This window comes from Microvirga sp. RSM25 (genome assembly GCF_044784385.1).
GTDB classification, from domain to species: Bacteria; Pseudomonadota; Alphaproteobacteria; order Rhizobiales; family Beijerinckiaceae; genus Microvirga; species Microvirga tunisiensis.
Genome location: NZ_CP173039.1, coordinates 4,415,174 through 4,437,677, shown reverse-complemented (window position 1 = coordinate 4,437,677; position 22,504 = coordinate 4,415,174). Strand labels below are relative to the sequence as shown.

Sequence of the window (22,504 nt, the reverse complement as noted above, 5' to 3'; positions counted from 1 at the left end):
AGGGCAGGACGGAAGGGCCACCCCTCATCGGACGAAGCACGTCAGAACTTCACCTCTGGCGGGCGATCGGAGCCGGCCGTGGCGGTGAACGTCTCCATCGGCTTGGCGTCGGGATAGACGATCGAGGCGATCCAGCGGCCGGGAATGGTGCGCAGCTCCGTGTTGTAGCCCTGCACCGCCGCGATATAGTCGCGCCGCGCCACCGCGATGCGGTTCTCCGTCCCTTCGAGCTGGGATTGCAGGGCCAGGAAGTTGGCGTTTGATTTCAGTTCCGGATAGCGCTCGACGGTGGCGAGCAGCCGGCCCAGCGCACCGGAGAGTTGGTTCTGCGCCTCTTGGAACTGCCGGAATTTCTCAGGGTCCGTCACGGTGGAGGCATCGACTTGGACCTGCGTGGCCTTTGCCCGAGCTTCCGTCACCTGGGTCAGCACCTCGCGTTCCTGCTGGGCGAAGCCCTTCACGGTCTCGACGAGGTTGGGGATGAGGTCGGCCCGGCGCTGGTACTGGTTCTGCACCTCGCTCCAGGCGGCCTTGGCTTGTTCCTGCAGGGTCGGGACATTGTTGATGCCGCAGGCGGACAGGCCGAATGCCAGGATCATGCCGATCAGCGCCATGTGCATCCTTGAGAGCAAAGCCTTCATCTTTGTCCTTCCCGCGATTCGGTTTTTTCGAACCTTTGCTGGGTTCAACACATGGAGCAGGGGGGCGTTTCAACAAGCTGCTTTTCGGTGGCCGTACACATGGGATTGAGGCATGATCCCGCCGGTTTACCTGTCGGATTCTCCGCATGACCTTCCTGCCTGACGTCAGCACCCTGCTCACCTATACGCTGGCCGCGACCCTGCTCTTCATCACGCCGGGTCCGGACATGAGCCTGTTCCTGGCGAAAACCATGGCGGGTGGGCGGAAGGCGGGCATGGCCTCGATGCTGGGCGCGATGGCAGGATGCGGCGTGCATACCGTGCTGGCGGCGCTCGGTCTCTCGGCGCTTCTGGCGGCTTCCGTGACCGCCTTCACGGTGCTGAAAGTCGTCGGTGCGCTCTATCTGCTGTGGATGGCGTTCGATGCCGTACGCAACGGCTCGGCGCTGCATGTGAGAGAGGAAGGGCGGGCGGAGGTTCCGTTCTGGAAGACCTTCTTCATGGGGGTGGGGATCAATCTCACGAACCCGAAAGTCGTCCTGTTCTTCGTGACCTTCCTGCCGCAATTCGTCGACTCGGCCGATCCGCATGCGGCAGACAAACTGATGTTCCTGGGCCTCTATTTCATCGCGCTCACGGCACCCATGGGCGCGCTCATGATTCTGGGCGCCGACAAGGTGATCGCGCTCCTGCGCGGGCACCCGAAATTCATGCGCGGAATCGATTATTCCTTCGCCGGCCTGTTCTCGGCCTTCGCGATCAAGATCCTGACGACATCGGCGCGGTAGGATCGGGACGCCGAGGCTCGCGCCGGGCGATAAGCCAATAGACCAAGCCCGCCACGGCTCCGGTCAGGCCGAGCACGAGACTCACATGCAGCTCCGCCGGCGAGGTGATCCGCGCCGATCCGCGCAAAATCCATGGCACCGCTGCCGTCAGAATCCCGGTGGCAAGCGCATGCCAGAGCAGGCTTCGCAGCCCGAGAACCTCGCTGATGATCGCGATCAGCAGCGGCGGGAAGATGAGCAGCGTGAACATGATGCGGCCGACGGCCAGGAACGCGTCCTCCACGATAGGGCCGGGATCCTCAGCGGCGAACACCGCGTCCACCAGCGACCAGAAGCCGACGAAGAGCGTATCCCCCGTCAGCATCGCCATGACTGGATCGACGACGGTGGCGATGAGGAAAAAGGTGCCGCTCGCGCCGATGGCGATGAGGAGCGCGAAGGGGATGAGGAGGAGCCAGCGGAACATGCCGGCGCATAGTGGCAAAGTTCGCATCGCCCCGCCAGAGGCCCCCGCGGAACCGACCGGTTTCCCCACCGAACGATGCGCTAGAGCTATTTCCCCTTGCCTGGAGATAGCCCCCTTCCTTGCCTTGCGGCATTTTTCGGCGAACCGGAGCCGCTTCGCCGAAAAATGCTCTAGTTAAGGAACAGGGCGGCGGGCATCCATGCAGGAGGAGGACGCCATGGCCACGTCGAAGCTGGACGAGCGACGGCTCATGAGCGACGAGGAATATACCCTCGTCGAGCAGACCCATTATCCCGTGCTGGGCAAGTTGGAGGATGCGGCGCTCAAGGACCTGACCCAGCGCCTGCGGGAGCGGCGCGACCGGGCCCGGGACATCGCCCATCGCCAGCGCCGCGACGTCCGCGGCAAGGGCCGGCAGGCCACGACCTTCGAGAAGCAGGATGCCGGCAACCGTCAGAAGGCGGGCATCCTGGGCGAGGCCCTGACCCGGATCAACAGCGAGCGCATGCACCGGAAAGCGGACGAATTCCGGACGAACGCCCGCCGTGCGTTGCTCCTGCGGCAGGGCGCAGAGGCCGCGGAGCGTCCCGGTTCCGGACGGACGCCCCGGACCGGCATGCGCAAGAACCCGAGCACCCGCCGCGAGCGGATCGTCAATCCCATGGACGCCGGGCGCGTCTCGCAGGCGGGCAAACGCGCGCAGGCGGTGCGGGACAATGCTTAGGGGATGCTCCGCTTCCTCTTCCGTCATCACCGGCCTTGTGCCGGTGATCCCGATGAATTGAAGCGTCACGTTTTTCCGATTGGGATGGCCGGGACAAGCCCGGCCATGACGAGGAGAGGTATGATCTCTTCTGAGCGGAGGCGTGGAAAGTCGGGGCGCTACTCCCCGTCCCCCAGGGCATAGACGCCTTCGGCCCCGATGCCCTGTTCGGCCATCATGCGGGCGCGGGCGCGCAGCTTTTCGGTCTCGCTCTTGAGCTGGCCGCAGGCGGCGAGGATGTCGCGGCCGCGCGGGGTGCGGACGGGCGAGGCGTAGCCTGCGCGGTAGACGATCTCGGAGAAGCGCTCGATCCGCTCCCAGTCCGAGCACTCGTATTTTGAGCCGGGCCAGGGATTGAACGGGATCAGGTTGATCTTCGCCGGAATGCCCTTCAGCAGACGCACCAGCTCGCGGGCGTCCGCATCCGAGTCGTTGACGCCTTTCAGCATCACGTATTCGAACGTGATGCGGCGCGCGTTCGACAGGCCGGGATAGGCGCGGCAGGCGTCGAGCAACTGCTTGATGTCGTATTTGCGGTTGATCGGCACCAGTTCGTCGCGCAACTCGTCGCGCACCGCATGGAGCGAGATCGCCAGCATGGTGTTCGCTTGCGCACCCAGACGCTCCATCTGCGGCACGACGCCGGAGGTGGAGACGGTGATGCGCCGGCGGGACAGGGTCAGACCCTCGCCATCCGACATCACGTCGATGGCGGCGATCACGTCACCGATGTTGTAGAGCGGCTCGCCCATGCCCATGAACACGATGTTGGACACGAATCGTCCGCCGTCGTTGGGCACGAACGCGCCTTCCGGCGGGGTGGCGTCGGGCCAGTCGCCGATGGAATCGCGGGCGACGATGAGCTGCGCCACGATCTCGGCCGAGGTCAGGTTGCGCACGAGGCGCTGGGTGCCCGTGTGGCAGAAGGAGCAGGTGAGCGTGCAGCCGACCTGGCTCGACACGCAGAGCGTGCCACGGTCGACTTCCGGAATGTACACGCACTCGATCTCCGCGCCCTTGTCGAGCGGGCCGGTGGAGGGCATGCGGATGAGCCACTTGCGGGTGCCGTCTTTCGACACCTGCTCGGACACGACCTGCGGGCGGGCAAGCGTATAAGCGGCCGCCAGCTTGGCGCGCAGCTCCTTGCCCATATTGGTCATCTCGGCGAAGTCTTTCGCCCCGCGGAAATAGATCCAGTGCCAGAGCTGGGCGACGCGCATCTTGAGCTCGCGCTCGGGCACGCCGATGGCGGAAAGCGAATCCTTGAGCTGGTCGCGCGTAAGGCCGATGAGCGAAGCGCCGCCGGGGGCTGCTCCCGCCGCCACGTTCAGCTCCGCTTTCTTTTCGATGAACCCGGCCGCGCGCGCGGCATCGCTCACGGCCACGGGGGCCGCATTGGGGTTACGCTTGGCGATGTCGAGCACCGTCGCCATGGGAAATTCAGCCTCGTTGTTGGGAATGAGCGGGTCCTATAACACGATTGCGTCGGAAACGTGAGCCTCGCAACGCAAAATTCCGGGCTTTCAGGCCCGGAACATGCGCATCGAGGCCGTCATTTTCAACGGTGCGGGCGATGCCTCGCCCTTAGAGTTTCGCATGTAAAACTCTCACCTCATCCTGAGGAGCCTGCGCGGCAGGCGTCTCGACGGAGGATCCAGAGTGCGCTGGAGGCGCCCTCGTCCTTCGAGACGCCGCCTTCGGCGGCCCTCAGGAGGGGGCTTGGGTAAACGACAACGAGAGCCAAGCCTTTAAGAAGCGCATTCCTTGCGGGCGTGCTCCAAAGCTTTGCCGAAGCCGGTGAGGGAGTAGCGGTCCGTCAGGCTCGAGCCGCGGGCCGATTGCATCTTCACGGTCACGGTTCCGCTGCGTGCCATGGTGGCGATGGCCTGACCTTCCTCGGCGGGGTTTTTGAGCCAGGCATTCGTCGCCTTGGCGATCAGAGCATAGGATGCATTGCCGATGGCGGCTTCCGCCGGGCCGTTCTCCTTGGCGGCGAAGCCGAGCACCAGGGCGACCTCGTTCTTCACGTTCTCCGCCGGGCGGAAGGACACGAAGAGATAGGCCGGATCCCGGTTCACGTTCTTCGGCAGCCTGTCCTTGGGCTGGCTCAGGGCATAGCAGATCTTTGATCGGCCGGTCTGAGCCGTATAGACGCCCCAGTCGCCATAGGAGGTGAGGAGCGAAGCGCCGCCCGGGCCCGTCGCCGCCTGGGCCGGCCTTGCGGCACTGGCCGCCGACGCGCCAGCTGCGGCTCCTGCCGCTGCGGGCTTGGCCGCATTGGTCCCCGTCGTCGCAGGCTTGGGCTTTGCCGTCGGCGCCGGTTTGGCTGCGGCGGGCCGCGTCGATTGCTGCCCACGCTGGGACTGAGCCAGAACTGCAGGCCCGGTTCCGATGGCGAAAATGGCGGAAAGGATGCCCGCGGCGATGCCGCGCTGGAGAGATGCAGTAATCATGGGGCGGACCATATAGGCGGATGGTTAAGAACTCTTCACCATCTCCGTTAAGGCTGCGCCAGGGAATTGGCGATGCGTCGAAACGTGGCGGTGGGACAAGCATGGCGGTTGCAGCTGAACCGCAGCCCAATAAAAAGGGCCGCCGAAGCGGCCCAGAGGTGTTTTGAAAAGCTTGTTCGTCTTTAAAAGCCCGAGGAAACGAAATAACTTTTTTGCGAACAAGACATCTTTACGGCAATTATAATAACATTGCAATAAGTCAATATTCTTTCTCCTGAATAGAATCCTTCCAAGACGGCATTAGCCTCGTCCGGTCGCATCCCTCAGGGCATTCCGCGCCCTTTCCTTGTGCTCTTCCGTAATGGAACCGGCCACCTGGCTGATGGCGGCTGCCAGAACAGCGGCGTCGTCGGCAAAGCCGAACAGGGGCAGAAGGTCGGTGACTGCATCCGCAGGAAACACGAAGTAGGCGATGGCTCCGAGGAGGATGAGCCTCACGCGGCCCCGCGTCGATGGATCCGTGGCGCAGAAGAAGGCGGCCACGAGGTCTTCCGCGAAGGGAACCTTGCCGGCAACCCGCTTCAGCTTGTCCCAGAACCGACGCTTCAGGCCCTCCTCGTCACGGGTCGCCATGCGCATGGCCTCCATCTCGGCCTTGGTAAAAGGCTTCGTGAAGGGTTCGCTCATGTAATCTGCTCCTTCCATGGTCTGCGTTCCCGTTGCGTCGAGGATAGCTTAAGAGGTCTCCAGAGAGTGGGAGAAAAGCGATGAAGCTCGACAAATTGATGGCAGCCATCGTCACGGGAGGCGCCTCGGGCCTCGGCGAGGCCACGGCGCGCATGCTTGCCTCCAACGGCGCAAAGGTCGCCATCCTCGATATGAACGCCGAGCGCGGCGAGGAGGTTGCCCGGGACATCGGGGCGGTCTTCTGCAAGGCCGACGTCACGGACGAGGCTTCCATCGATTCGGCCCTTGCCGCGTCCCGCGCCGCCAACGGCATCGAGCGCGTTCTCGTCAATTGCGCCGGCATTGCGCCGGGCAGGCGCACGGTCTCGAAGAAACGCGAAACGGGCGAGCTGATCCCGCACGACGTGGCAAGCTTCCGCCGCGCGGTCGAGATCAATCTGATCGGCACCTATGCCATGATCGCGAAATGCGCCACGGCGATAGCCGGGCTCGACCCGGTGACACCCGACGGCGGGCGCGGCGTCATCGTCAACACGTCGTCGGTGGCCGCGCAGGACGGGCAGATCGGGCAGGCCGCCTACGCTGCCTCCAAGGGCGGCGTACTGGGACTGACGCTTCCCGTCGCCCGCGACCTGTCCGGCTTCGGCATCCGCGTGATGACGATCATGCCCGGCCTGTTCCACACGCCTCTGTTCGAGGGCATCGCGGAGGATTACCGCAAGGCGCTCGAAGCCAACGTGCCGTTCCCCTCGCGCCTCGGCCGCCCCGAGGAATATGCCACGCTGGTGAAGGCCATCATCGAGAACGACATGCTCAACGGCGAGGGCATCCGTCTCGACGGCGCGTTGCGCATGCAGCCGAAATAGGAACTCCAGCATTGGTGCATCAATGAGCCCTCCTTCGAGACGCCTGCTGCGCAGGCTCCTCCAGGATGAGGTTGAGAATAGAAAGTGGCCTTTCACGACGCTTTGCCCCGGTTCTCGGGAAAGCTCTCGAGATCCGGGGTGCGGAGCCAGTGCTCTCGACGCTTGGCCCAGGCTTCATAGGTCGGCGTGAAAAGGTTGGGCTCGTCGAAGGCCCCGAGCTTGATTTCGATCTCGGTGTCGGAGTCCCGGTCAAAGACCTGCGAGCCGCACGAAGTGCAGAAGCAGCGCTCGGATTCCGGCGTGGCGGACCAGCCCCGAAAGTCGCCTGAGATCGTCACCTGATCGATGGCGAAGATCACATAGGCGTTGAAGGGCGCGCCGCTGATCTTGCGGCAGGTCATGCAATGGCAGAGCCCCACGCGCTTCGGCTCGCCTCGGGTCCTGAAGGTCAGCTGCCCGCAGGCACAGCCGCCCGTCCGGATGCGGGTCTCGGTCATGGTCTATCGCTTTACCATTCCTGTCGTCATCTGGTCCATGCGCTGTGCCAGTTCGATGTCGCGGCGCGTCAGACCCTTGGCGTCATGGGTGGCGAGCGTCACCTCGACCTTGTTGTAGGTATTCGACCATTCCGGGTGGTGATTCATGGCCTCGGCCACGAGCGCGACGCGGGTCATCCAGCCGAAGGCCGCGTTGAAATCGTCGAAGACGAAGCGTTTATGGATGGCGTCGCGGCCTTCGACGAGCGCCCAGCCATCGAGGGCCGGCAGGAGTTCGGAACGTTCGGTTTCGGTCAGGCGAGGCATGAGCGCACTTCATCGTGAGGACAAGGGTCGCCTTAGTGATGAAGCGGCAGGGCGAGGTTTCAAGGCCTCATGCGATGCCGAGGAGCCGAATGAGGCTCAAGCTGATCGCGATCAGCACCAGGAGCGAGAGCGTCACGGCGAGCGTCACCCGGGCGCCGACACTTTTCAGGACCCTGAGATCGACGCCGAGGCCCAATGCCGCCATGGAAATGACGGTCAGGAGCGTTGCCGTCGGCACGATGACCTGCAGGATCGCCTCGGGAACGGCGCCGAGGGAACGCAGCACTGCGAGGCTCAGGAAGCCAATGATGAACCAGGGTACGAGCCGGTTCCAGGACAGGCTCGGCTTCGCGTTCTTTCTTCCGTGGCCTGCGACGAGCGACAGCGCGATCACCACCGGCCCCAGCATCAGCACGCGCACGAGCTTCACCAGGGTGCCGAGCTGCGTGCTGACGAGGCTCACCGGCACGGTGGCGGCCAGCACCTGGGGTACCGCATAGACCGTGAGCCCCGCGAGCACGCCGTATTGGGTCACCGACAGGTCGAGGAGCGGCACCAGCAGGGGGAGGGTGAGCACGACGATCACGCCGAGAATAGCCGTGAACGCAATGGAGGAAGCCACGTCCTCCGGCTTCGCTCCGATGACAGGCGCCACGGCGGCAATCGCCGAATTGCCGCAGATCGAGTTGCCGCAGGCGACCAGCATCGCCATGCGCTTCGGCAGGCCGAGCCATCGGCCGAGCCCGTAGCTCGCCCCGATGGCCAGCACCACCACGACGGCAATGCCGAGGATGAGGCCAAGACCTGCATCGAGAACGGCCTGAAAGCTGATCGAGGCGCCCAAAAGCATCACGGCGATCTCGAGCAGGGTCCTGGCGGAGAAGCCGATGCCGGGACCCCAGCGCCTGTCGGGCGTCCAAAGGGTCCTCACGACGGTGCCGAGCAGGATCGCGATGACGAGCGCCTCCAGCCACGGCCGGCCGGCCCAGTGCTCCTCGACCCATTGCAGGCCCATCGCGGCAAGCGCGATCGCTGCGCACAAGGCTATGCCGGGCGCCAGTTGCGCGATGCGGTTACGGATCATGGAAAGTCGTTCTGCTTCAGGCCCCTGGCTCAGGGGCTAGTCTCAAGGCCGGCAGGATGCAAGCGCGAAACTCACATTGTCATCACCGGCCTCGTGCCGGTGATCCCGCTTGCATGAAGCGCCGTGCCTCACAGAAACGGGATGGCCGGGACAAGACAGGCCATGACGGCGATGGGAACCGCAGCATGAGGAGAACTTCCTCAATCCGCAAATCCGTCCTCGATGGCGCGCCAATCCTGCGTCAGCGTGAACGAATGACGGTCGATGACGATGAAGCAGCCGCCGCCCGGATGTCGAGGACGGCTCTCCTTCCCGATTTCGACCTTCTGCAGGTGTGCCGTGAGCAGGCATCCGACCGCCCCGTGGGAGACGATGACGATATCGCCGGAGGTCTCGTCCTCCCGCAGGATCCGGCTGACGGCATTCACGATGCGCGTCTGCGCGTCGACGGCGCGCTCCCAGCCGCGGATGCTCTCATGCGGGCGGCCGAAGAACTCGCGCACCACGTCCCAGAATTCCGGCGGCGCGATGTAGCCCGTGGCGGAACGGTCGTTCTCGCCCAAATCCTCGTCGGTCCGATCGGAGAGGCCGAGGCTCTCCGCCACGATGGCGGCACCGTCCCGCGCTTTCCGCTCGGTGCTGGCATAGACGGCAGAGACGTCCCTGTCCGCGAGCAGCCCGGCGAAACGCTCCATGCGGGAGCGGCCGGTGGCATTCAGAGGCCATTCGGTGATGGGGTGGTCGGGATCGATGACCACTTCGGGATGGGTGATGAAGACGAGCGAAGCCATGGACGCGATGTAACCTTCCCACGCCCGCGCGTCGAGTTAGCTCAAGGGATAGGCTGCCTCGATGATGTAAGGCCCGCCGCCGACGGAGTTCCGGGAGGAGTACAGAACGAAGCAGTCGGCCGTGAAGGTCAGCTTCGGGAAATGGCCTCGGGTCGCGATGTAGTCTGCAACATCGATGGGCGAGACGTTGCGCAGGCGAGCCAGCGTCACGTGCGGCGTGAACTTGCGTGTCTCCGGGGGCAGGCCGATCTGGCGCAGCAGTCGTTCCTGCTCCGCCTGCAGCTCGTTCAATTCGCCATTGCCGGAGGTGCGGGCGAAGACGGCGCGGGGCTTCCCGCCGCCGAAGGTGTCGAGCCCGTCGATGGTGACGGTGAGCGGAGTGCGTTGGCGCCTCTCCCCAAGGGCCGAATAGACATCGTCCGCCATGCGGTCGTCGATATCGCCGATGAAACGCAGGGTGAGGTGATAGTTTTCAGGATCGATCCAGCGCGCTCCGGGAAGGCCGCCGCGGAACGTCGAGAGGGCCAGGGCGATCTCGGCTGGAATCTCGATGCCGGTGAACAGACGGGGCATACGGCACCTCCCGAGGCTTGCCGGTGTCGATTCAGACGATTGGTGAGAAGGGTTTGTTCCGATCAGAGACCCTCCTCGTCATCACCGGCCTTGTGCCGGTGATCCCGATCGGCGAGGCGCCGCGCTGTTCCGATCGGGATGGCCGTCCCCGGATCGAGCCCGGGGACGGCCATGACGCGAGAGGGTGAATTACGGGCAGGGATTGCAGTGCTCGACATGGATCGCGTTGATGCGCTCCTCCAGCTCCGGCGTGATCGTCACGTCGATCGACGCGATATCCGTCTTCAATTGCTCCATCGAGGTCGCGCCGATGATGTTCGACGTGAGGAAGGGACGGGAATTGACGAAGGCGAGGGCCATCTGGGCCGGATCCAGGCTGAATTCCTTCGCGAGCGCGATGTATTTGCGGATGGCGGCCTCGGCGGTCGGGTTCTCGTAGCGCTGGCCGCGGCTGAACAGGGTCGTGCGCGCTCCCGGCGGGCGTGCGCCGTCGAGGTACTTGCCTGTCAGATATCCTTGCGCCAGCGGCGAGTAGGCGAGCAGGCTGACATTCTCGTGCATGGTGACCTCCGCCAGCGCGACCTCATAGGTGCGGTTGAGGAGGTTGTAGGCGTTCTGCACCGACTGCACCCGGGCTTGGCCCTTGGCATCCGCGTGCTTGAGGAAGGTCATGGTGCCCCAGGCGCTCTCGTTGGAGAGGCCGAAATGGCGGATCTTCCCGGCCTTCACCAGGTCGGTCATGATCTCGACCGTCTCGGCGATGGGGTGGGATTGGCCTTCCTGGTGGCGGAAGATCGTCGGGTTCGAGCCCCAGGGCATGGGGCGGTCGGGCCAGTGGATCTGGTAGAGGTCGATATAGTCGGTCTGGAGCCGCTTGAGGCTCTTGTTCACCGCCTCCTCGATCTGGGCGCGCGAGAGTTCGCCCTTGGAGCCGTCATCCCGGTACCAGGTGCTGTCGGAGCGGCCGATCACTTTTGATGCCAGAATCACCTTGTCGCGGCTGCCCCGCGCCTTGAACCATGAGCCGATGATCCGCTCGGTGGAGCCTTGGGTCTCGGGGCGGGGCGGGATCGAGTAGAGTTCGGCCGTGTCGAAGAAGTTGATCCCCTGCTCGAGGGCATAATCCATCTGCGCGTGGCCATCGGCCTCGGTGTTCTGCTGGCCCCAGGTCATGGTGCCAAGGCAGATGAGGCTGACATTGAGGTCCGTGCGGCCGAGGCGGCGGTATTCCATGGGCATAAGCTCCTCGCGGGGACATGATCCGCCGCGTTCAGGCGAGAATGAGGCGCTGAATTAGGTCAGCGCTGAGAAAGGCGGGCGAGAAAGCTCTCGACGCTGGGCAGGATGCGCTCGACGATGATCTCGACGCCCTTGGCCGTCGGGTGCATCCCGTCGGGCAGGTTGAGGGACCGGTCGCCGGCGACTCCATCCAGGAAAAAGGGATAGAGCACAAGGTCGTGCTTCTTCGCAATGTCCGGATAGATGCTGTCGAATTTCTGCACATATTCCGTCCCGAGATTGCGCGAGGCATACATGCCCGCGAGCATCACCGGGATGTTGCGGCTTTTAAGGCGCTCGACGATGGCCTCGACGTTCTTGCGGGTCCCGGCCGGATCAAGGCCGCGCAGCATGTCGTTGGCGCCGAGTTCCAGGATCACCCCGTCGGTGCCGTCGGGCACGGACCAGTCGAGCCGGTCGAGGCCGCCGGAGGAGGTGTCGCCGGAGACGCCCGCATTGACGATCTCCACCTTGTAGCCCTTGGCCTTGAGCGCGCGCTCCAACGCCACCGGAAAGGCGGCCTCCTGCGGCAGGTTGTAGCCGGCGCTCAGGCTGTCGCCCAGCGCGACGAGACGGATCGGCTGGCCTTGCGACTGGGCTGCGGGGAGGGGGCGATCACGGCGGCGAGGACCGCCGCACACGCAAAAATGATCGTCATGAATGGGCCGGATTGGCGCTTCATCGATAGGCTTCCCATCTATGCCGGACTAGAACCGGGTAGCTTCGGATTTTCCAACAGATCGGGTGAATGGGTATGCAGGACAAGGCCATCGCGCTGCACGATGTCGATTTGAGCCTCGGGCGCGGGCCCGCACGGGTGCATATTCTCAAAGGAATTTCCTTGAGCGTCGACAAAGGCGAGGCGGTGGGCCTGATCGGGCCCTCGGGCTCGGGCAAGTCGACCCTGCTCATGACCATGGCCGGGCTCGAGCGTCCCGATTCGGGGAAGGTGATCGTCGACGGCACCGATCTGTCGGGCCTGGATGAGGATGCGCTGGCTCGTTTTCGCGGCCGGCGGATCGGCATCGTGTTCCAGTCCTTCCACCTCGTACCCACCATGACGGCGCTGGAGAACGTGGCGCTGCCCCTGGAACTCGCCGGCGAAAATGAGGCCTTCGAGCGCGCCGAGGCGGAACTGCAGGCGGTGGGCCTGGGCCATCGCCTTCACCATTATCCGGCGCAGCTTTCGGGCGGCGAGCAGCAGCGCGTGGCGATCGCCCGGGCCATCGTGCCCAATCCCGCCATTCTCGTGGCGGACGAGCCTACGGGCAATCTCGACGAGAACACGGGCGGGTCCGTCATCGACCTGCTCTTTGCCCTGAAGCGCGACCGGGGTGCGACCCTTGTCCTCGTGACCCACGATCTCAATCTCGCCCACCTCTGCGATCGCATGGTGCGCCTGCGCTCGGGGCAGGTGGAGGCCGGCGCGGCCTCGGTCGCGGTTTGAGGGGGCTCGTCATGCACGGCTCCCTTCCCACCACGCCGCAGCGACGCCCGGCATCCGCGTCGCGCCTGCCCCTCCTGCTCCGCCTCGCTTTCCGTGAATTGCGCGGCGGCCTGAGAGGGTTCGGCATCTTTCTCGCCTGCATCGCGCTCGGCGTGGCGGCGATTGCCAGCGTCTCGTCCCTGTCCCGCTCGCTGACCGAAGGGATTTCCCGCGAAGGCCGGCGGATTCTCGGCGGCGACATGGCTTTCTCCCTGCTCCAGCGGGAGGCGGGTGCGCCTGAGCGGGCGTTCCTCGAATCGAAAGGCCGCGTCAACGTCGTTGCCACCATGCGGGCCATGGCGGTGGCCGGCGAGAAGGGCTCCGGTCTCGTGGAGATGAAGGCCGTCGACGGCGGCTACCCCAATGTCGGCATGCTCGAAACCGATCCGCAGCTTGCCCCCGCCGATCTCTTCGCCGAGCGCAATGGCGCCTTCGGGGCCGCGGTCGATCCGGCGCTCCTCGCTCGCCTCGACCTGAAGGTGGGTGATCGCGTCACGGTCGGCGCGGCCAACGTGGAATTGCGGGCGCGTCTCGTCTCCGAGCCCGACAAGATCGCCGACGGCATCGGCTTCGGGCCGCGGCTCCTGCTTTCGCAGGATGCCCTGCAGGCGACCGGCCTCGTGCAGCCGGGCAGCCTCGTGCGCTGGACGTACCGGCTGACCCTGCCGCCGGAACAATCGACCGAAGAGGGGCTGACGCGGATCGACACGGAGGCGAATCGCGTCCTGCCCGAGGCCGGCTGGAACATCCGCACGCGCCTCAACGCGGATCCGCGCTTTGCCCGCAATATCGAGCGCTTCACCCAGTTCCTCACCCTCGTCGGCTTGACGGCGCTCCTCGTCGGCGGCGTGGGCGTCGCCAATGCGGTGCGCGGCTTCGTCGACCGCAAGCGTGCTTCGATTGCCACCTTGAAGAGCCTCGGCGCTCCCGGCGGGCAGGTGGTGCTGCTCTATCTCACGCAGGTGATGCTGATCGCGCTGGTCGGCATCGGCATCGGCCTGGCCTTCGGGGCTGCGCTTCCCTTCGTGATCACCGGGCTCTTCGGACACCTCCTGCCGATCCCGCTCCAGCCGACCCTCGCCTGGAGCGAGCTCGGCATCGCGCTGCTCTACGGCGTTCTCACGGCCCTCGTCTTCGCGCTCGCTCCCCTAGGACGGGCCCATGACGTGCCGGTCTCCGGTCTCTTCCGCGATCAGATCGACCCGGAGCGGCGCTGGCCGCGCAAACGCTACCTGACGGCCCTCTTGCTGTCCGTCGCGGCCCTCGTAGGGCTGTCGCTGCTCGCCGCCTATGACCGGCGCATCGCCCTGATGTTCGTGGGCGCGGCGGCCGGATCCTTCGTGCTCCTGCGCCTCGTCGCGCTGGGAATCATGGCGCTCGCCCGCCGCCTGCCGCGTCCTCGCGGCACCGCGCCGCGGCTCGCGCTTGCCAATATCCACCGGCCTGGTGCGCTCACCCCCTCCCTGGTGCTGTCCCTGGGGCTCGGGATCACGTTGCTGGTCACCCTTGCGCTCATCGACACCAACCTGACCCGTCAGCTGACACAGAGCCTGCCGGAGCGGGCGCCGAGCTTCTTCTTCCTCGACATCCCCAACCAGCAGGCGGATGCCTTCGAGGGCTTCCTCAAGAACCAGGCCCCGGAGGCCCATATCGAGCGTGTGCCGATGATGCGCGGGCGCCTCGTGACGCTCGGCGGGCGGCCTGTGGCCGAGATCAAGGCGAACGAGGACGTGTCCTGGGTGCTGGAGGGCGACCGCGGCATCACCTATGCCAAGGCGCCGCCGGAAGGCTCGAAGGTGGTGCAGGGCGAGTGGTGGCCGGAGGATTATCGCGGCAGACCGCTCGTCTCCTTCGACCGCAAGATCGCGGAAGGTCTCGGGCTGAAGATCGGGGACGAGATCACCGTCAATGTGCTCGGGCGCAACATCAGCGCCACCATCGCCAACCTGCGCGAGATCGAATGGCGCTCCATGGGCATCAACTTCGTCATGGTGTTCTCGCCCAACGCCTTTGCCGGCGCGCCGCATACGCATCTGGCCACCGTCACCTTCCCGAACGGTTCGGACGCGGCGCTCGACGCCCGTATCCTGAGAAGCTCCGCCCAGGCCTACCCAATGGTCACGAGCGTGCGGGTGAAGGATGCGCTGGAGGCGGTGAACGACGTGGTTTCGCAGCTCGTCATGGCGATTCGCGGCGCCAGTTCCATCGCGCTGATCGCAAGCCTCCTGGTTCTCGCGGGCGCCCTGGCGGCGGGCCACCGGGCGCGCCTCTACGATGCGGTGGTGCTGAAGACCCTGGGCGCCACGCGGTTCCGGCTGATCTCGGCCTATGCGCTCGAATATGGACTGCTGGGCCTTGCCACGGCCGTGTTCGGCCTGCTGGCCGGCACGGTCGCGTCCTATTTCATCATCACCCGGGTCATGAACCTAAGCTTTACTTTAGATCTCTCGGGAGCCGTGCTGGCATCTCTGCTCGCCGTGCTCGTGAGCGTCGGATTAGGCCTGATGGGAACCTGGCGGATCTTAAGTCAAAAGCCAGCTTCATACTTAAGAAGTCTTTAACGCCGAGCTCGGCTCGGGCCGTTATAAAGGATCGCGGAAAGCCGGACGAGGAGCAGCATTCATTCTGCTCTTCATTCTTCTTCTTCACGAAGGTTTGAAGCTTGGCGCTCCCCCTTGCGGAATGAAGTCAGCCCTCTCATATTTCAGGTGCCGTCGAAAACTTGCGCCGGCCGAGGGCTGACTTCCCAGCCTTTCGAGGGAACATCAACGGGACACCGTGAGAAAGGGCTCCGATGCAACCGTATGAGCAAAACCAAACCGCCTATGGCACCGGCTTTGCCCGGACGGAGGCACAGGTCGACCAGGGCCTGCGTACCTTCATGCTCGGCGTCTACAACAACATGATCCTGGGCCTTGCCATCTCGGCCCTGGTCGCGCTCGGCGTGAACATGCTGGCGGTCACCAGCGATCCGTCGATGGCCGTTGCCCGCATGGGCGGCGTCGGCCTGACTGAGTTCGGTCGGATTCTGTACGGCACGCCCCTGATGTGGGTCGTGGCGCTGGCGCCTCTGGCGTTCATCTTCTTCTTCTCGTTCCGCATGGACCGGATGTCGGCGGCTGCGGCCCGCGGCACCTTCTTCGCCTTCGCGGCGGTGATGGGTGCTTCGCTCTCGACGCTTCTCATCCGCTACACCGGCGCGAGCGTCGTGCAGGTGTTCTTCATCACGGCCGCGTCCTTCGGCGCGCTGTCGCTGTGGGGCTATACCACCCGCCGCAGCCTGTCGGGCATGGGCTCGTTCCTGATCATGGGCCTCGTCGGCCTGATCCTGGCTTCGATCGTGAACATCTTCGTCGCGTCGAGCATGCTGCAGTTCGGCATTTCCGTGATCGGCGTTCTGATCTTCGCAGGCCTGACGGCCTACGATACGCAGAAGCTGAAGGAGATGTACCTGTACGGCAACCTCGACTCCGAGGCTGCCAGCAAGGCTTCCGTGCTGGGCGCCCTGACGCTCTACCTGGACTTCATCAACATGTTCCAGTTCCTCCTCGCGCTCGTGGGCAACCGCAACGAGTAAGGACGAGCGGATCGAACGATCACGAAGCTCCGGCCGAAAGGCCGGGGCTTTTGTTTTCGTGGGCATAGGCTTGGCGAACCTCTGGCGCTGCTCCGCTTCGCCGAAAATGCTCTAGGCTCCCGGAGGGCGATAGCCGACCGACTTCGCCTTCCCGAGGGCGTCCATCAGTTCCTCCACGCTGAGGAGGACGGTCGTCTCGCTCGAGCGAAGCGCGCCTCCTGCGCCGATGGCAAGCACAACGGCCGCCATCGACACGTTGTCCGGAGCCTCCCATAGATTCCAGCCATCGTGTTCGCCGAAGGCGTACCAGAACCCGTGCAGCTTGCCGCCCACCGACTCGATGTACGAACGAGCCGCCGCGCGTCGGTCCTCGGGGTTTTGGATCAGGCGCGCCCACGTCTCGGGCGTGTAGCTGAAGCGCGTAAGATACATGGCCATGGCTCACCTCGTCCGTCGGAGTTTGGCCCCAGCGAACGCAGTTAACGCTCAAACCGCAAAAGCGGCGAGTCATTTGTAAATGCGGGATCAGCAAACGCACAACGCCACGAGACCATGGACTTACGCCTGCCCCGAGGGCGCGGAGCAGCGATAGCCGAAATAGGCGCTCGCAACGGCTGCACCTGCGCAGATCAGGGCCACCAGCCCGAAACCGCCGATCATGGCCGTGGCATAGATTTCCCTTGAGGCGTCGGGTGGCGAGGCCGATATTAGCGGGAGAGCGCCGAAGGTCGCCCGTGCGAAGAGATCCGCCATCTCCGGAGCTGCCCATAGCGCAGCCTGCCGAAATCCGAACGTGGCCGCGATGCCCAATCCTGCGACGGCGATCAGCCCCGCGACGCGGGAGATCGCGTTGTTGATCCCGGAGGCCACGCCGATGCGCTCGTCGGGCACGGCATTCATCACCGTCGTCGACAGCGGCGCGATCGTGATTCCCATGCCCAGCCCCATGACAGCCATGACCGGCACCACCGCGAACCAGTAGCCGCCATGAAGGACGGCAGGAGCCAGAAGCGCGAAGCTCAAGGCCGTGATGAGGGGACCCATCGTGAGGAGCATGCGGGTGCCGAACCGGTCGGCCATCACGCCGCCGAGCCGGGAGAGCACGGCCATCAGGATGGTGAAGGGCAGAAACACGGAGCCTGCCTTGGCGGCCGAATAGCCATGGGCCTCGATCAGCGCCGCCGGCAGGAAGAACAAAGCGCCGCTGAGCGCGAAATAGAGCAGCAGGGTCAGCGCATTGACATTGGCGAAAGCGGACACGCGAAACAGATCGAGCGGCATCATCGGAGCGGCACTGCGCTTCTCGTGCAGCACGAAGAGGCCAAGGACCGTCGCACCGGCGAGCGTCAGCAGGATAGCGATGGTCCGATGGCTTTCCCATTCGCCCAGCGCCGTGAGCCCATAGGCGAGGAGACCGAGCCCGGCGACCGCCAGGATGGCACCCAGCCAGTCCATGGCAGTCTCTGCCATCACCGGGCTTTCCGGCACATGTCGCCAGCACAGCCAGAGCGCCAGCGCGGCCGTGGGGACGTTGATCCAGAAAATCGCCTGCCAGGGGCCGATATCGATGAGCCAGCCGCCGAGAATCGGCCCGAGGGCTGCGGCGATTCCGGAGGCCGCCGCCCAGGTGCCGATGGCCTTGCCCCGCGCATCCTTCGGGAAATGAGCGCTGATCAGGGCGAGCGATCCCGGCACCAGCAAGGCGCCGCCGATCCCCTGAAAGGCCCGGGCGGCAATCAGCATCCCGGCCGATCCGGACAGGCCGCACCATAGGGAGGTCAGGCCGAAGAAGGCGATGCCGATCATGAAGATCCGTCTCAGGCCGTAGGCGTCGCCGGCCGCACCGCCGAGAAGCAGGAACGCGGACAGCGTCAGCGCATAGGCATTGGTGATCCATTGCATCTCGGACAGGGAGGCCTGCAGGCTCTCGCGCATCTGCGGCATCGCGACGGTGACGATGGCGCCATCGGCAAAAACCATGCTGGAAGCCAGAATCGCGGTCCAGACCACATAAACCTGCGTCCTGGAGGCGGTGTATGGCCGCGACTTGCTTGGGCTGAGCTCGTTCACGCGCAAGCCTTTCTGAGGATGCCCCATGCTAAGGCAAAGGGGAGATGAAAAGACAGTCTTCCCAATCCGGAATACTATTCCCTCTCGCTCTGAAAATGCGTTAGAAAAATCCCATGAGCATTCTCGTCCGTCCTTCGTCCGAATCCGATCTCGATGCCATCTCGGCCATCTATGCCCATGCGGTGACGCATGGCACGGCCTCGTTCGAGCTCGAGCCTCCCGACAAGCTGGAGATGGTGCGCCGCCGGGCCGCCCTTCTGGAGGGCGGCTATCCCTATCTCGTGGCGGAAAAGGACGGCGCGATCCTCGGCTATGCCTATGCGGGCGCCTACAGAACGCGCCCGGCCTATCGTTCGACGGTGGAGGACTCAATCTATGTCGCGCCGTCCGCCCAGGGGCAAGGCGTCGGGCGCCTGCTGCTCGCTGCTCTGATCGAGGAATGCGAGAGACGGGATTTCCGGCTCATGGTGGCCGTCATCGGCGATGAGGAATCGAAGGGGTCCATCGGCCTGCACCGGCGCATGGGCTTCGAGCCGGTCGGCATCCTGAAGGGCATCGGCTACAAGCACGGGCGTTGGCTTTCCACCGTGCTGATGCAGCGACCTCTCGGACGCGGCATGCAGGAACCGCCGACGCGTCCGATCTGATCAGCGGCGCACGCGCGCCGCGGCTCTCGTCCCAAAGAGCAGGGCCAAGCCTGCCAGTGCTATGACGCCCACAGTGGTGCTGGTCCGGCGCGCCGAAAAGGGCAGGCCTTTCCGATCGCGCCACCCACCACTCACGCCCCGGCCTGTCGGAACGGGTTGCAGCAGCGCCCCTTGCGTCCGTGGTGCAGGCGCCGCGCGTTTGAGCGCCCGACGCATCGCGGCACCCATCAGATGCTCCGTCGGGCCAGGAGCCAGCGCATAGGCGATCTGCACCGCGCGCGCCGGCCACCCGACAGCCACCTCGTCGCGCGGCCGGCGCACGAGCGAAACGAATGTTTCGGCCACGTCCTCAGGAGCGTAGATCAGCGGTCCCAGATCGATCTGCCGACCCGAGACATTCGCCCCATGCTCGAAGCCGGGCGTGTCGATGATGGCGGGGAACACGCCGCAGACATGGATATCGGGACGGTCACTCAGTTCCTGCCGCAGGCTTGCCGAGAAGCCCCGCAGCGCGAATTTGGAGGCCGTGTAGGCTGCGGCAAAGGGGCTTGGCGCCCAGCCTCTGAGCGAGATGTTGTTGATGAGGATGCCATGGCCTTGGCCGAGGAAGACAGGCAGGGCCGCATAGGCGCCGTGCATGGACCCGAGCAGGTTCACCTCGATCGTACGGCGGTGGAGAGCGAGATCCGCATCCTGATAAGGGCCGAACACACCCGTGCCGGCATTGTTGATCCAGACGTCGATGGTCCCGAAGGCGCGCCGTGCCGCCTGGGCCAGATGATCGACCGCTACGGCGTCGGTCACGTCGGTGGGTACCGCGATGGCCTGTGTGCCGAGATTCCGGCACTCACGGGCGACTTCCTCGATCAACTCCGTCCGGCGTGCCGCGAGCGCCACGCGGGCACCGCGCCTGGCGAATGCGAGCGCCGCGGCACGTCCGATGCCGCTCGACGCGCCGGTGATCACGATGGAAAGGCCGGCTATCTCGCGCGTCATGAAAGTGCCTCGTCGCTGCTGAGGTTGGGCCGAGTCGTTGTCGAAGCCGGTCCAGCCTCAGTGGCGTCATTCGTGCAACGCGATGAGCACTGGGGTGTTCCGGGCAGCGCGGCGGCCACCATGCGAGCGAATCCGCTTGACCGCTCATCGAGGCATTGGCTCGGAAACGGCAGGCCGATGTGCAACCCCTAGTTCGATACAACCTTCGGCTTGTCGAGCACGCGCAGCACGCGAGCGAGTTCATGTCCGCGCTTGAGGATCAGGCCAGTCGAGACGATGACCGAATAGGCACCCTGCTTCTTGGCAAGCTTCGGGTCCTTCTCGATCCGGTAGAGGGGCACCTCGGATGTGCGCCGGAAGATGGAGAAGACGGCCTTTTCGGGCATGAAGTCGATCGCATAATCGCGCCATTCGCCGGCCGCCACCATGCGGCCGTAGAGATTGAGAATGGCCTGCAACTCGGCACGGTCGAAGGACACCTGTTTCGGCGCGGCGGGGAAAGGAACGATGTGGGCCGAGCCCTGCATCGAGCCGCCGCGCAGCGGCTCTGCGATGTCACCTTCGCTCATGACGCCTCCCATGGCTGGCGCACCGTGCGGAAACGTGGACCCGGTTTTCCGCGAAGAACGATGCGCAAGTTAATAGATGAGCATTGGATCGATCCTGAAAGCGGCTCCACTTCTGGCTCCGATGCTCTGGTCAACATGCCCTGATGATGGGCTTCGGCGGCTGAGGGATCAACCCATCATGACACAATGAATCACCGGTTCTTTTGCAAATCTTATTCCTGCCTCATTCGTGCCGCGATGGAGCCAAACTGAATGCCGTTAATGCTCAAGTTGCCTCGACGGCCCGGCTCATCGAACGGCTTGGACACGTCAGCCCCCCAGCCCTCTGAGTTGCTTGAGGAGCCGGGCCACCCTCGAGACACAGGGCTGCCTCCCAAGGCAGCCTTTTCCTTTATTCAAAGGGCTTTGCGATGGTCCAGATCGCAAAGCCCTCTTTTTTTGTCGGTTAACATTCTCTTAAAGGCGGACCGCAATCAGGTTCGTGTGCGACCGATCTAAAATCCCGATAGCACGATCTTGCCCCGCGCGCGGCCGCTTTCGATGAAGGCATGCGCACGCTTGAGATGGGCGGCGTCGATCGGCCCGATGACTTCGGCCAGCGTCGTCTTGATCGTGCCTGCATCAACGAGGCGGGAAGCCTCGTTCAGGATCTCGTGCTGCCGCTCCATGTCGGCGGTCTGGAACGTGGAGCGCGTGAACATGGATTCCCAATGAATCGAGACGCTCTTGCCCTTCAGCAGGCTGATGTCGAGCGGCGCCGTCGGATCGTCGATCAGGGCGAAGCGGCCTTGCGGCGCAATGGTTTTCGCGATCTCGACGAAATGCGTCTCCGTATGAGTGATCGAAAATATGAAGGCCGGCGCGCCGATTCCCAACGCTTCCACCTGTGCCGCGAGAGACTTGCTGTGATCGATCACATGATGGGCGCCGAGCTCCCGGCACCAGGCCTGCGTGTCCGGCCGCGAGGCGGTGGCGATCACGGTCAGATCAGTGAGCTGGCGCGCGAGCTGGATCGCGATGGAGCCGACACCGCCGGCGCCGCCCACGATCAGGATGGCGTTGGCCGCGCCCTTCACAGGACGGTTGATCTCCAGCCGGTCGAACAGGGTTTCCCAGGCGGTCAGCGTGGTCAGCGGAAGGGCGGCCGCTTCCTCGAAACTGATGGATTTCGGCTTCGCGCCCACCAGCCGCTCGTCGACCACATGAAATTCCGCGTTGGTGCCCTGTCGCGTGATCGCGCCGGCATAGAAGACCTCGTCGCCTTCCCTGAACAGCGAGACGTCCTTGCCCACCCCACGGACGATTCCGGCCGCATCGAAGCCCAGGACCTTCACGCCGCCCGGCTCCGGTTGAGCCCGCATGCGGACCTTCGTGTCGACCGGGTTGAGGGACACCGCCTTGATCTCGACGAGCAGGTCGCGCGGGCCCGGCCCGGGACGGGGCAGGTCGACATCGATCAGAGCGGCGTCCTGATCGATGGGAAGGGATTGCTGGTAACCGACGGCGCGCATGGCATGTCTCCTGTTGACGGGGACATAGTTGGGCATAGTGTATGATCACGCAAGAACGCACAAAAACAGCCCATAGTGTCAAAAAGGATACCGTGATGCCGCAGAAAGTGCCGAGGGTTCAAGGATGCTCCGTCGAGCGGACGATGAGCCTAATCGACGGCAAGTGGAAGATCATCGTTCTCTACAAGCTCCTGCGCGGAACCTTGCGTTTCAACGAATTGCGCCGACTCATCCCGTCCATCACCCAGCGCATGCTCACCCACCAGCTGCGCGAGCTCGAGGCCGACGGCCTCGTCGTCCGGACCGTTTATGCCCAGGTGCCGCCCCGGGTCGAATATACGCTCTCGGTCCGCGGCCGCTCTCTGGAGCCTGTTCTGATGGCGATGAAGGAATGGGGCGACGCAAATCTGTCGTCTTTGGAGGCCAAGGCAGCGTAAAGTGCCTGTGCAATGCAG

General features: G+C 64.6%; 25 protein-coding genes. 8 read left to right on the top strand and 17 right to left on the bottom strand.

Annotation, left to right across the window (positions count from 1 at the left end; translation table 11 throughout):
- Window positions 1-41: 41 nt before the first annotated feature.
- Window positions 42-641 (bottom strand): LemA family protein, encoded by a 600-nt coding sequence (locus tag ACD578_RS21045; protein WP_404288200.1) that lies wholly within the window; start codon window positions 639-641, stop codon window positions 42-44.
- Window positions 642-787: 146 nt separating this feature from the next.
- Here ACD578_RS21045 and ACD578_RS21040 point away from each other — a divergent pair, with 146 nt between their 5' ends.
- Entirely contained in the window at window positions 788-1,429 is a 642-nt protein-coding gene (locus tag ACD578_RS21040) for a LysE family translocator (protein WP_404288198.1), read from the top strand.
- Here ACD578_RS21040 and ACD578_RS21035 read toward each other — a convergent pair.
- Entirely contained in the window at window positions 1,401-1,895 is a 495-nt protein-coding gene (locus ACD578_RS21035; protein ID WP_152709621.1) for a hypothetical protein, read from the bottom strand. The genes ACD578_RS21040 and ACD578_RS21035 overlap by 29 nt on opposite strands.
- A 217-nt stretch (window positions 1,896-2,112) precedes the next feature.
- On the opposite strand from ACD578_RS21035, the gene ACD578_RS21030 reads away from it, so the two are divergent.
- Entirely contained in the window at window positions 2,113-2,619 is a 507-nt protein-coding gene (locus tag ACD578_RS21030; protein ID WP_404288195.1) for a hypothetical protein, read from the top strand.
- 158 nt (window positions 2,620-2,777) lie between these two features.
- Here ACD578_RS21030 and rlmN read toward each other — a convergent pair whose 3' ends face one another.
- The 3 genes from rlmN to ACD578_RS21015 all read right to left on the bottom strand — a co-directional run bounded on the left by rlmN (window position 2,778) and on the right by ACD578_RS21015 (window position 5,798).
- Entirely contained in the window at window positions 2,778-4,091 is a 1,314-nt protein-coding gene (gene rlmN / locus ACD578_RS21025) for a 23S rRNA (adenine(2503)-C(2))-methyltransferase RlmN (RefSeq protein WP_404288193.1), read from the bottom strand.
- Window positions 4,092-4,406: 315 nt separating this feature from the next.
- Entirely contained in the window at window positions 4,407-5,111 is a 705-nt protein-coding gene (locus ACD578_RS21020) for a hypothetical protein (protein ID WP_404288191.1), read from the bottom strand.
- A gap of 300 nt (window positions 5,112-5,411) precedes the next feature.
- A complete protein-coding gene (locus ACD578_RS21015; protein ID WP_404288189.1) occupies window positions 5,412-5,798 on the bottom strand; it encodes a YkvA family protein in 387 nt (128 codons plus the stop codon).
- A gap of 80 nt (window positions 5,799-5,878) precedes the next feature.
- Here ACD578_RS21015 and ACD578_RS21010 point away from each other — a divergent pair, with 80 nt between their 5' ends.
- Window positions 5,879-6,664 (top strand): SDR family NAD(P)-dependent oxidoreductase, encoded by a 786-nt coding sequence (locus ACD578_RS21010; protein ID WP_404288187.1) that lies wholly within the window; start codon window positions 5,879-5,881, stop codon window positions 6,662-6,664.
- 92 nt (window positions 6,665-6,756) lie between these two features.
- Here the strand turns inward: ACD578_RS21010 and ACD578_RS21005 are convergent, their stop codons facing one another.
- The 7 genes from ACD578_RS21005 to ACD578_RS20975 all read right to left on the bottom strand — a co-directional run bounded on the left by ACD578_RS21005 (window position 6,757) and on the right by ACD578_RS20975 (window position 11,834).
- Window positions 6,757-7,161, bottom strand: coding sequence for a GFA family protein (locus tag ACD578_RS21005; protein WP_404288185.1), 405 nt, complete (start codon window positions 7,159-7,161; stop codon window positions 6,757-6,759).
- A gap of 3 nt (window positions 7,162-7,164) precedes the next feature.
- Window positions 7,165-7,467 (bottom strand): 4a-hydroxytetrahydrobiopterin dehydratase, encoded by a 303-nt coding sequence (locus tag ACD578_RS21000; RefSeq protein WP_404288183.1) that lies wholly within the window; start codon window positions 7,465-7,467, stop codon window positions 7,165-7,167.
- 67 nt (window positions 7,468-7,534) lie between these two features.
- Window positions 7,535-8,551, bottom strand: coding sequence for a YeiH family protein (locus ACD578_RS20995; protein WP_404288181.1), 1,017 nt, complete (start codon window positions 8,549-8,551; stop codon window positions 7,535-7,537).
- Between the two features lie 200 nt (window positions 8,552-8,751).
- Window positions 8,752-9,342 (bottom strand): histidine phosphatase family protein, encoded by a 591-nt coding sequence (locus ACD578_RS20990; protein ID WP_404288179.1) that lies wholly within the window; start codon window positions 9,340-9,342, stop codon window positions 8,752-8,754.
- Between the two features lie 36 nt (window positions 9,343-9,378).
- On the bottom strand, window positions 9,379-9,915 hold the full coding sequence (thpR, locus tag ACD578_RS20985; protein WP_404288177.1) for an RNA 2',3'-cyclic phosphodiesterase: 537 nt from the start codon (window positions 9,913-9,915) through the stop codon (window positions 9,379-9,381).
- Window positions 9,916-10,104: 189 nt separating this feature from the next.
- Window positions 10,105-11,148 carry an aldo/keto reductase gene (locus tag ACD578_RS20980; protein WP_404288175.1) on the bottom strand — a complete coding sequence of 348 codons (1,044 nt, stop codon included), beginning with the start codon at window positions 11,146-11,148 and terminating at the stop codon, window positions 10,105-10,107.
- Between the two features lie 65 nt (window positions 11,149-11,213).
- Window positions 11,214-11,834 (bottom strand): arylesterase, encoded by a 621-nt coding sequence (locus tag ACD578_RS20975; protein ID WP_404288173.1) that lies wholly within the window; start codon window positions 11,832-11,834, stop codon window positions 11,214-11,216.
- 113 nt (window positions 11,835-11,947) lie between these two features.
- Here ACD578_RS20975 and ACD578_RS20970 point away from each other — a divergent pair, with 113 nt between their 5' ends.
- The 3 genes from ACD578_RS20970 (at window position 11,948) to ACD578_RS20960 (ending at window position 16,256) form a co-directional block, all read left to right on the top strand.
- Complete coding sequence (locus tag ACD578_RS20970) at window positions 11,948-12,640, top strand: ABC transporter ATP-binding protein (RefSeq protein ID WP_404293975.1); 693 nt, start codon at window positions 11,948-11,950, stop codon at window positions 12,638-12,640.
- An 11-nt stretch (window positions 12,641-12,651) separates the two neighbouring features.
- Window positions 12,652-15,240 (top strand): ABC transporter permease, encoded by a 2,589-nt coding sequence (locus ACD578_RS20965; protein ID WP_404288171.1) that lies wholly within the window; start codon window positions 12,652-12,654, stop codon window positions 15,238-15,240.
- Window positions 15,241-15,473: 233 nt separating this feature from the next.
- A complete protein-coding gene (locus ACD578_RS20960) occupies window positions 15,474-16,256 on the top strand; it encodes a Bax inhibitor-1/YccA family protein (protein ID WP_404288169.1) in 783 nt (260 codons plus the stop codon).
- Window positions 16,257-16,367: 111 nt separating this feature from the next.
- Here the strand turns inward: ACD578_RS20960 and ACD578_RS20955 are convergent, their stop codons facing one another.
- On the bottom strand, window positions 16,368-16,694 hold the full coding sequence (locus tag ACD578_RS20955; protein ID WP_404288167.1) for a GYD domain-containing protein: 327 nt from the start codon (window positions 16,692-16,694) through the stop codon (window positions 16,368-16,370).
- A 120-nt stretch (window positions 16,695-16,814) separates the two neighbouring features.
- Entirely contained in the window at window positions 16,815-18,326 is a 1,512-nt protein-coding gene (locus ACD578_RS20950; RefSeq protein ID WP_404288165.1) for an MFS transporter, read from the bottom strand.
- A gap of 113 nt (window positions 18,327-18,439) precedes the next feature.
- On the opposite strand from ACD578_RS20950, the gene ACD578_RS20945 reads away from it, so the two are divergent.
- On the top strand, window positions 18,440-18,973 hold the full coding sequence (locus ACD578_RS20945; RefSeq protein ID WP_404288163.1) for a GNAT family N-acetyltransferase: 534 nt from the start codon (window positions 18,440-18,442) through the stop codon (window positions 18,971-18,973).
- Here the strand turns inward: ACD578_RS20945 and ACD578_RS20940 are convergent, their stop codons facing one another.
- From ACD578_RS20940 to ACD578_RS20930, 3 genes are all read right to left on the bottom strand, one after another.
- Window positions 18,974-19,969 carry an SDR family oxidoreductase gene (locus ACD578_RS20940; protein ID WP_404288161.1) on the bottom strand — a complete coding sequence of 332 codons (996 nt, stop codon included), beginning with the start codon at window positions 19,967-19,969 and terminating at the stop codon, window positions 18,974-18,976. It lies immediately after the preceding gene.
- A gap of 188 nt (window positions 19,970-20,157) precedes the next feature.
- A complete protein-coding gene (locus tag ACD578_RS20935) occupies window positions 20,158-20,538 on the bottom strand; it encodes a DUF2794 domain-containing protein (RefSeq protein WP_152717686.1) in 381 nt (126 codons plus the stop codon).
- 494 nt (window positions 20,539-21,032) lie between these two features.
- On the bottom strand, window positions 21,033-22,049 hold the full coding sequence (locus ACD578_RS20930) for a zinc-binding alcohol dehydrogenase family protein (RefSeq protein ID WP_404288159.1): 1,017 nt from the start codon (window positions 22,047-22,049) through the stop codon (window positions 21,033-21,035).
- 95 nt (window positions 22,050-22,144) lie between these two features.
- Between ACD578_RS20930 and ACD578_RS20925 the strand changes: the two genes are divergently transcribed.
- Window positions 22,145-22,486: a winged helix-turn-helix transcriptional regulator gene (locus ACD578_RS20925; RefSeq protein WP_404288157.1), complete on the top strand. Its 342-nt coding sequence runs from the start codon at window positions 22,145-22,147 to the stop codon at window positions 22,484-22,486.
- The last annotated feature ends 18 nt before the right edge of the window (window positions 22,487-22,504 follow it).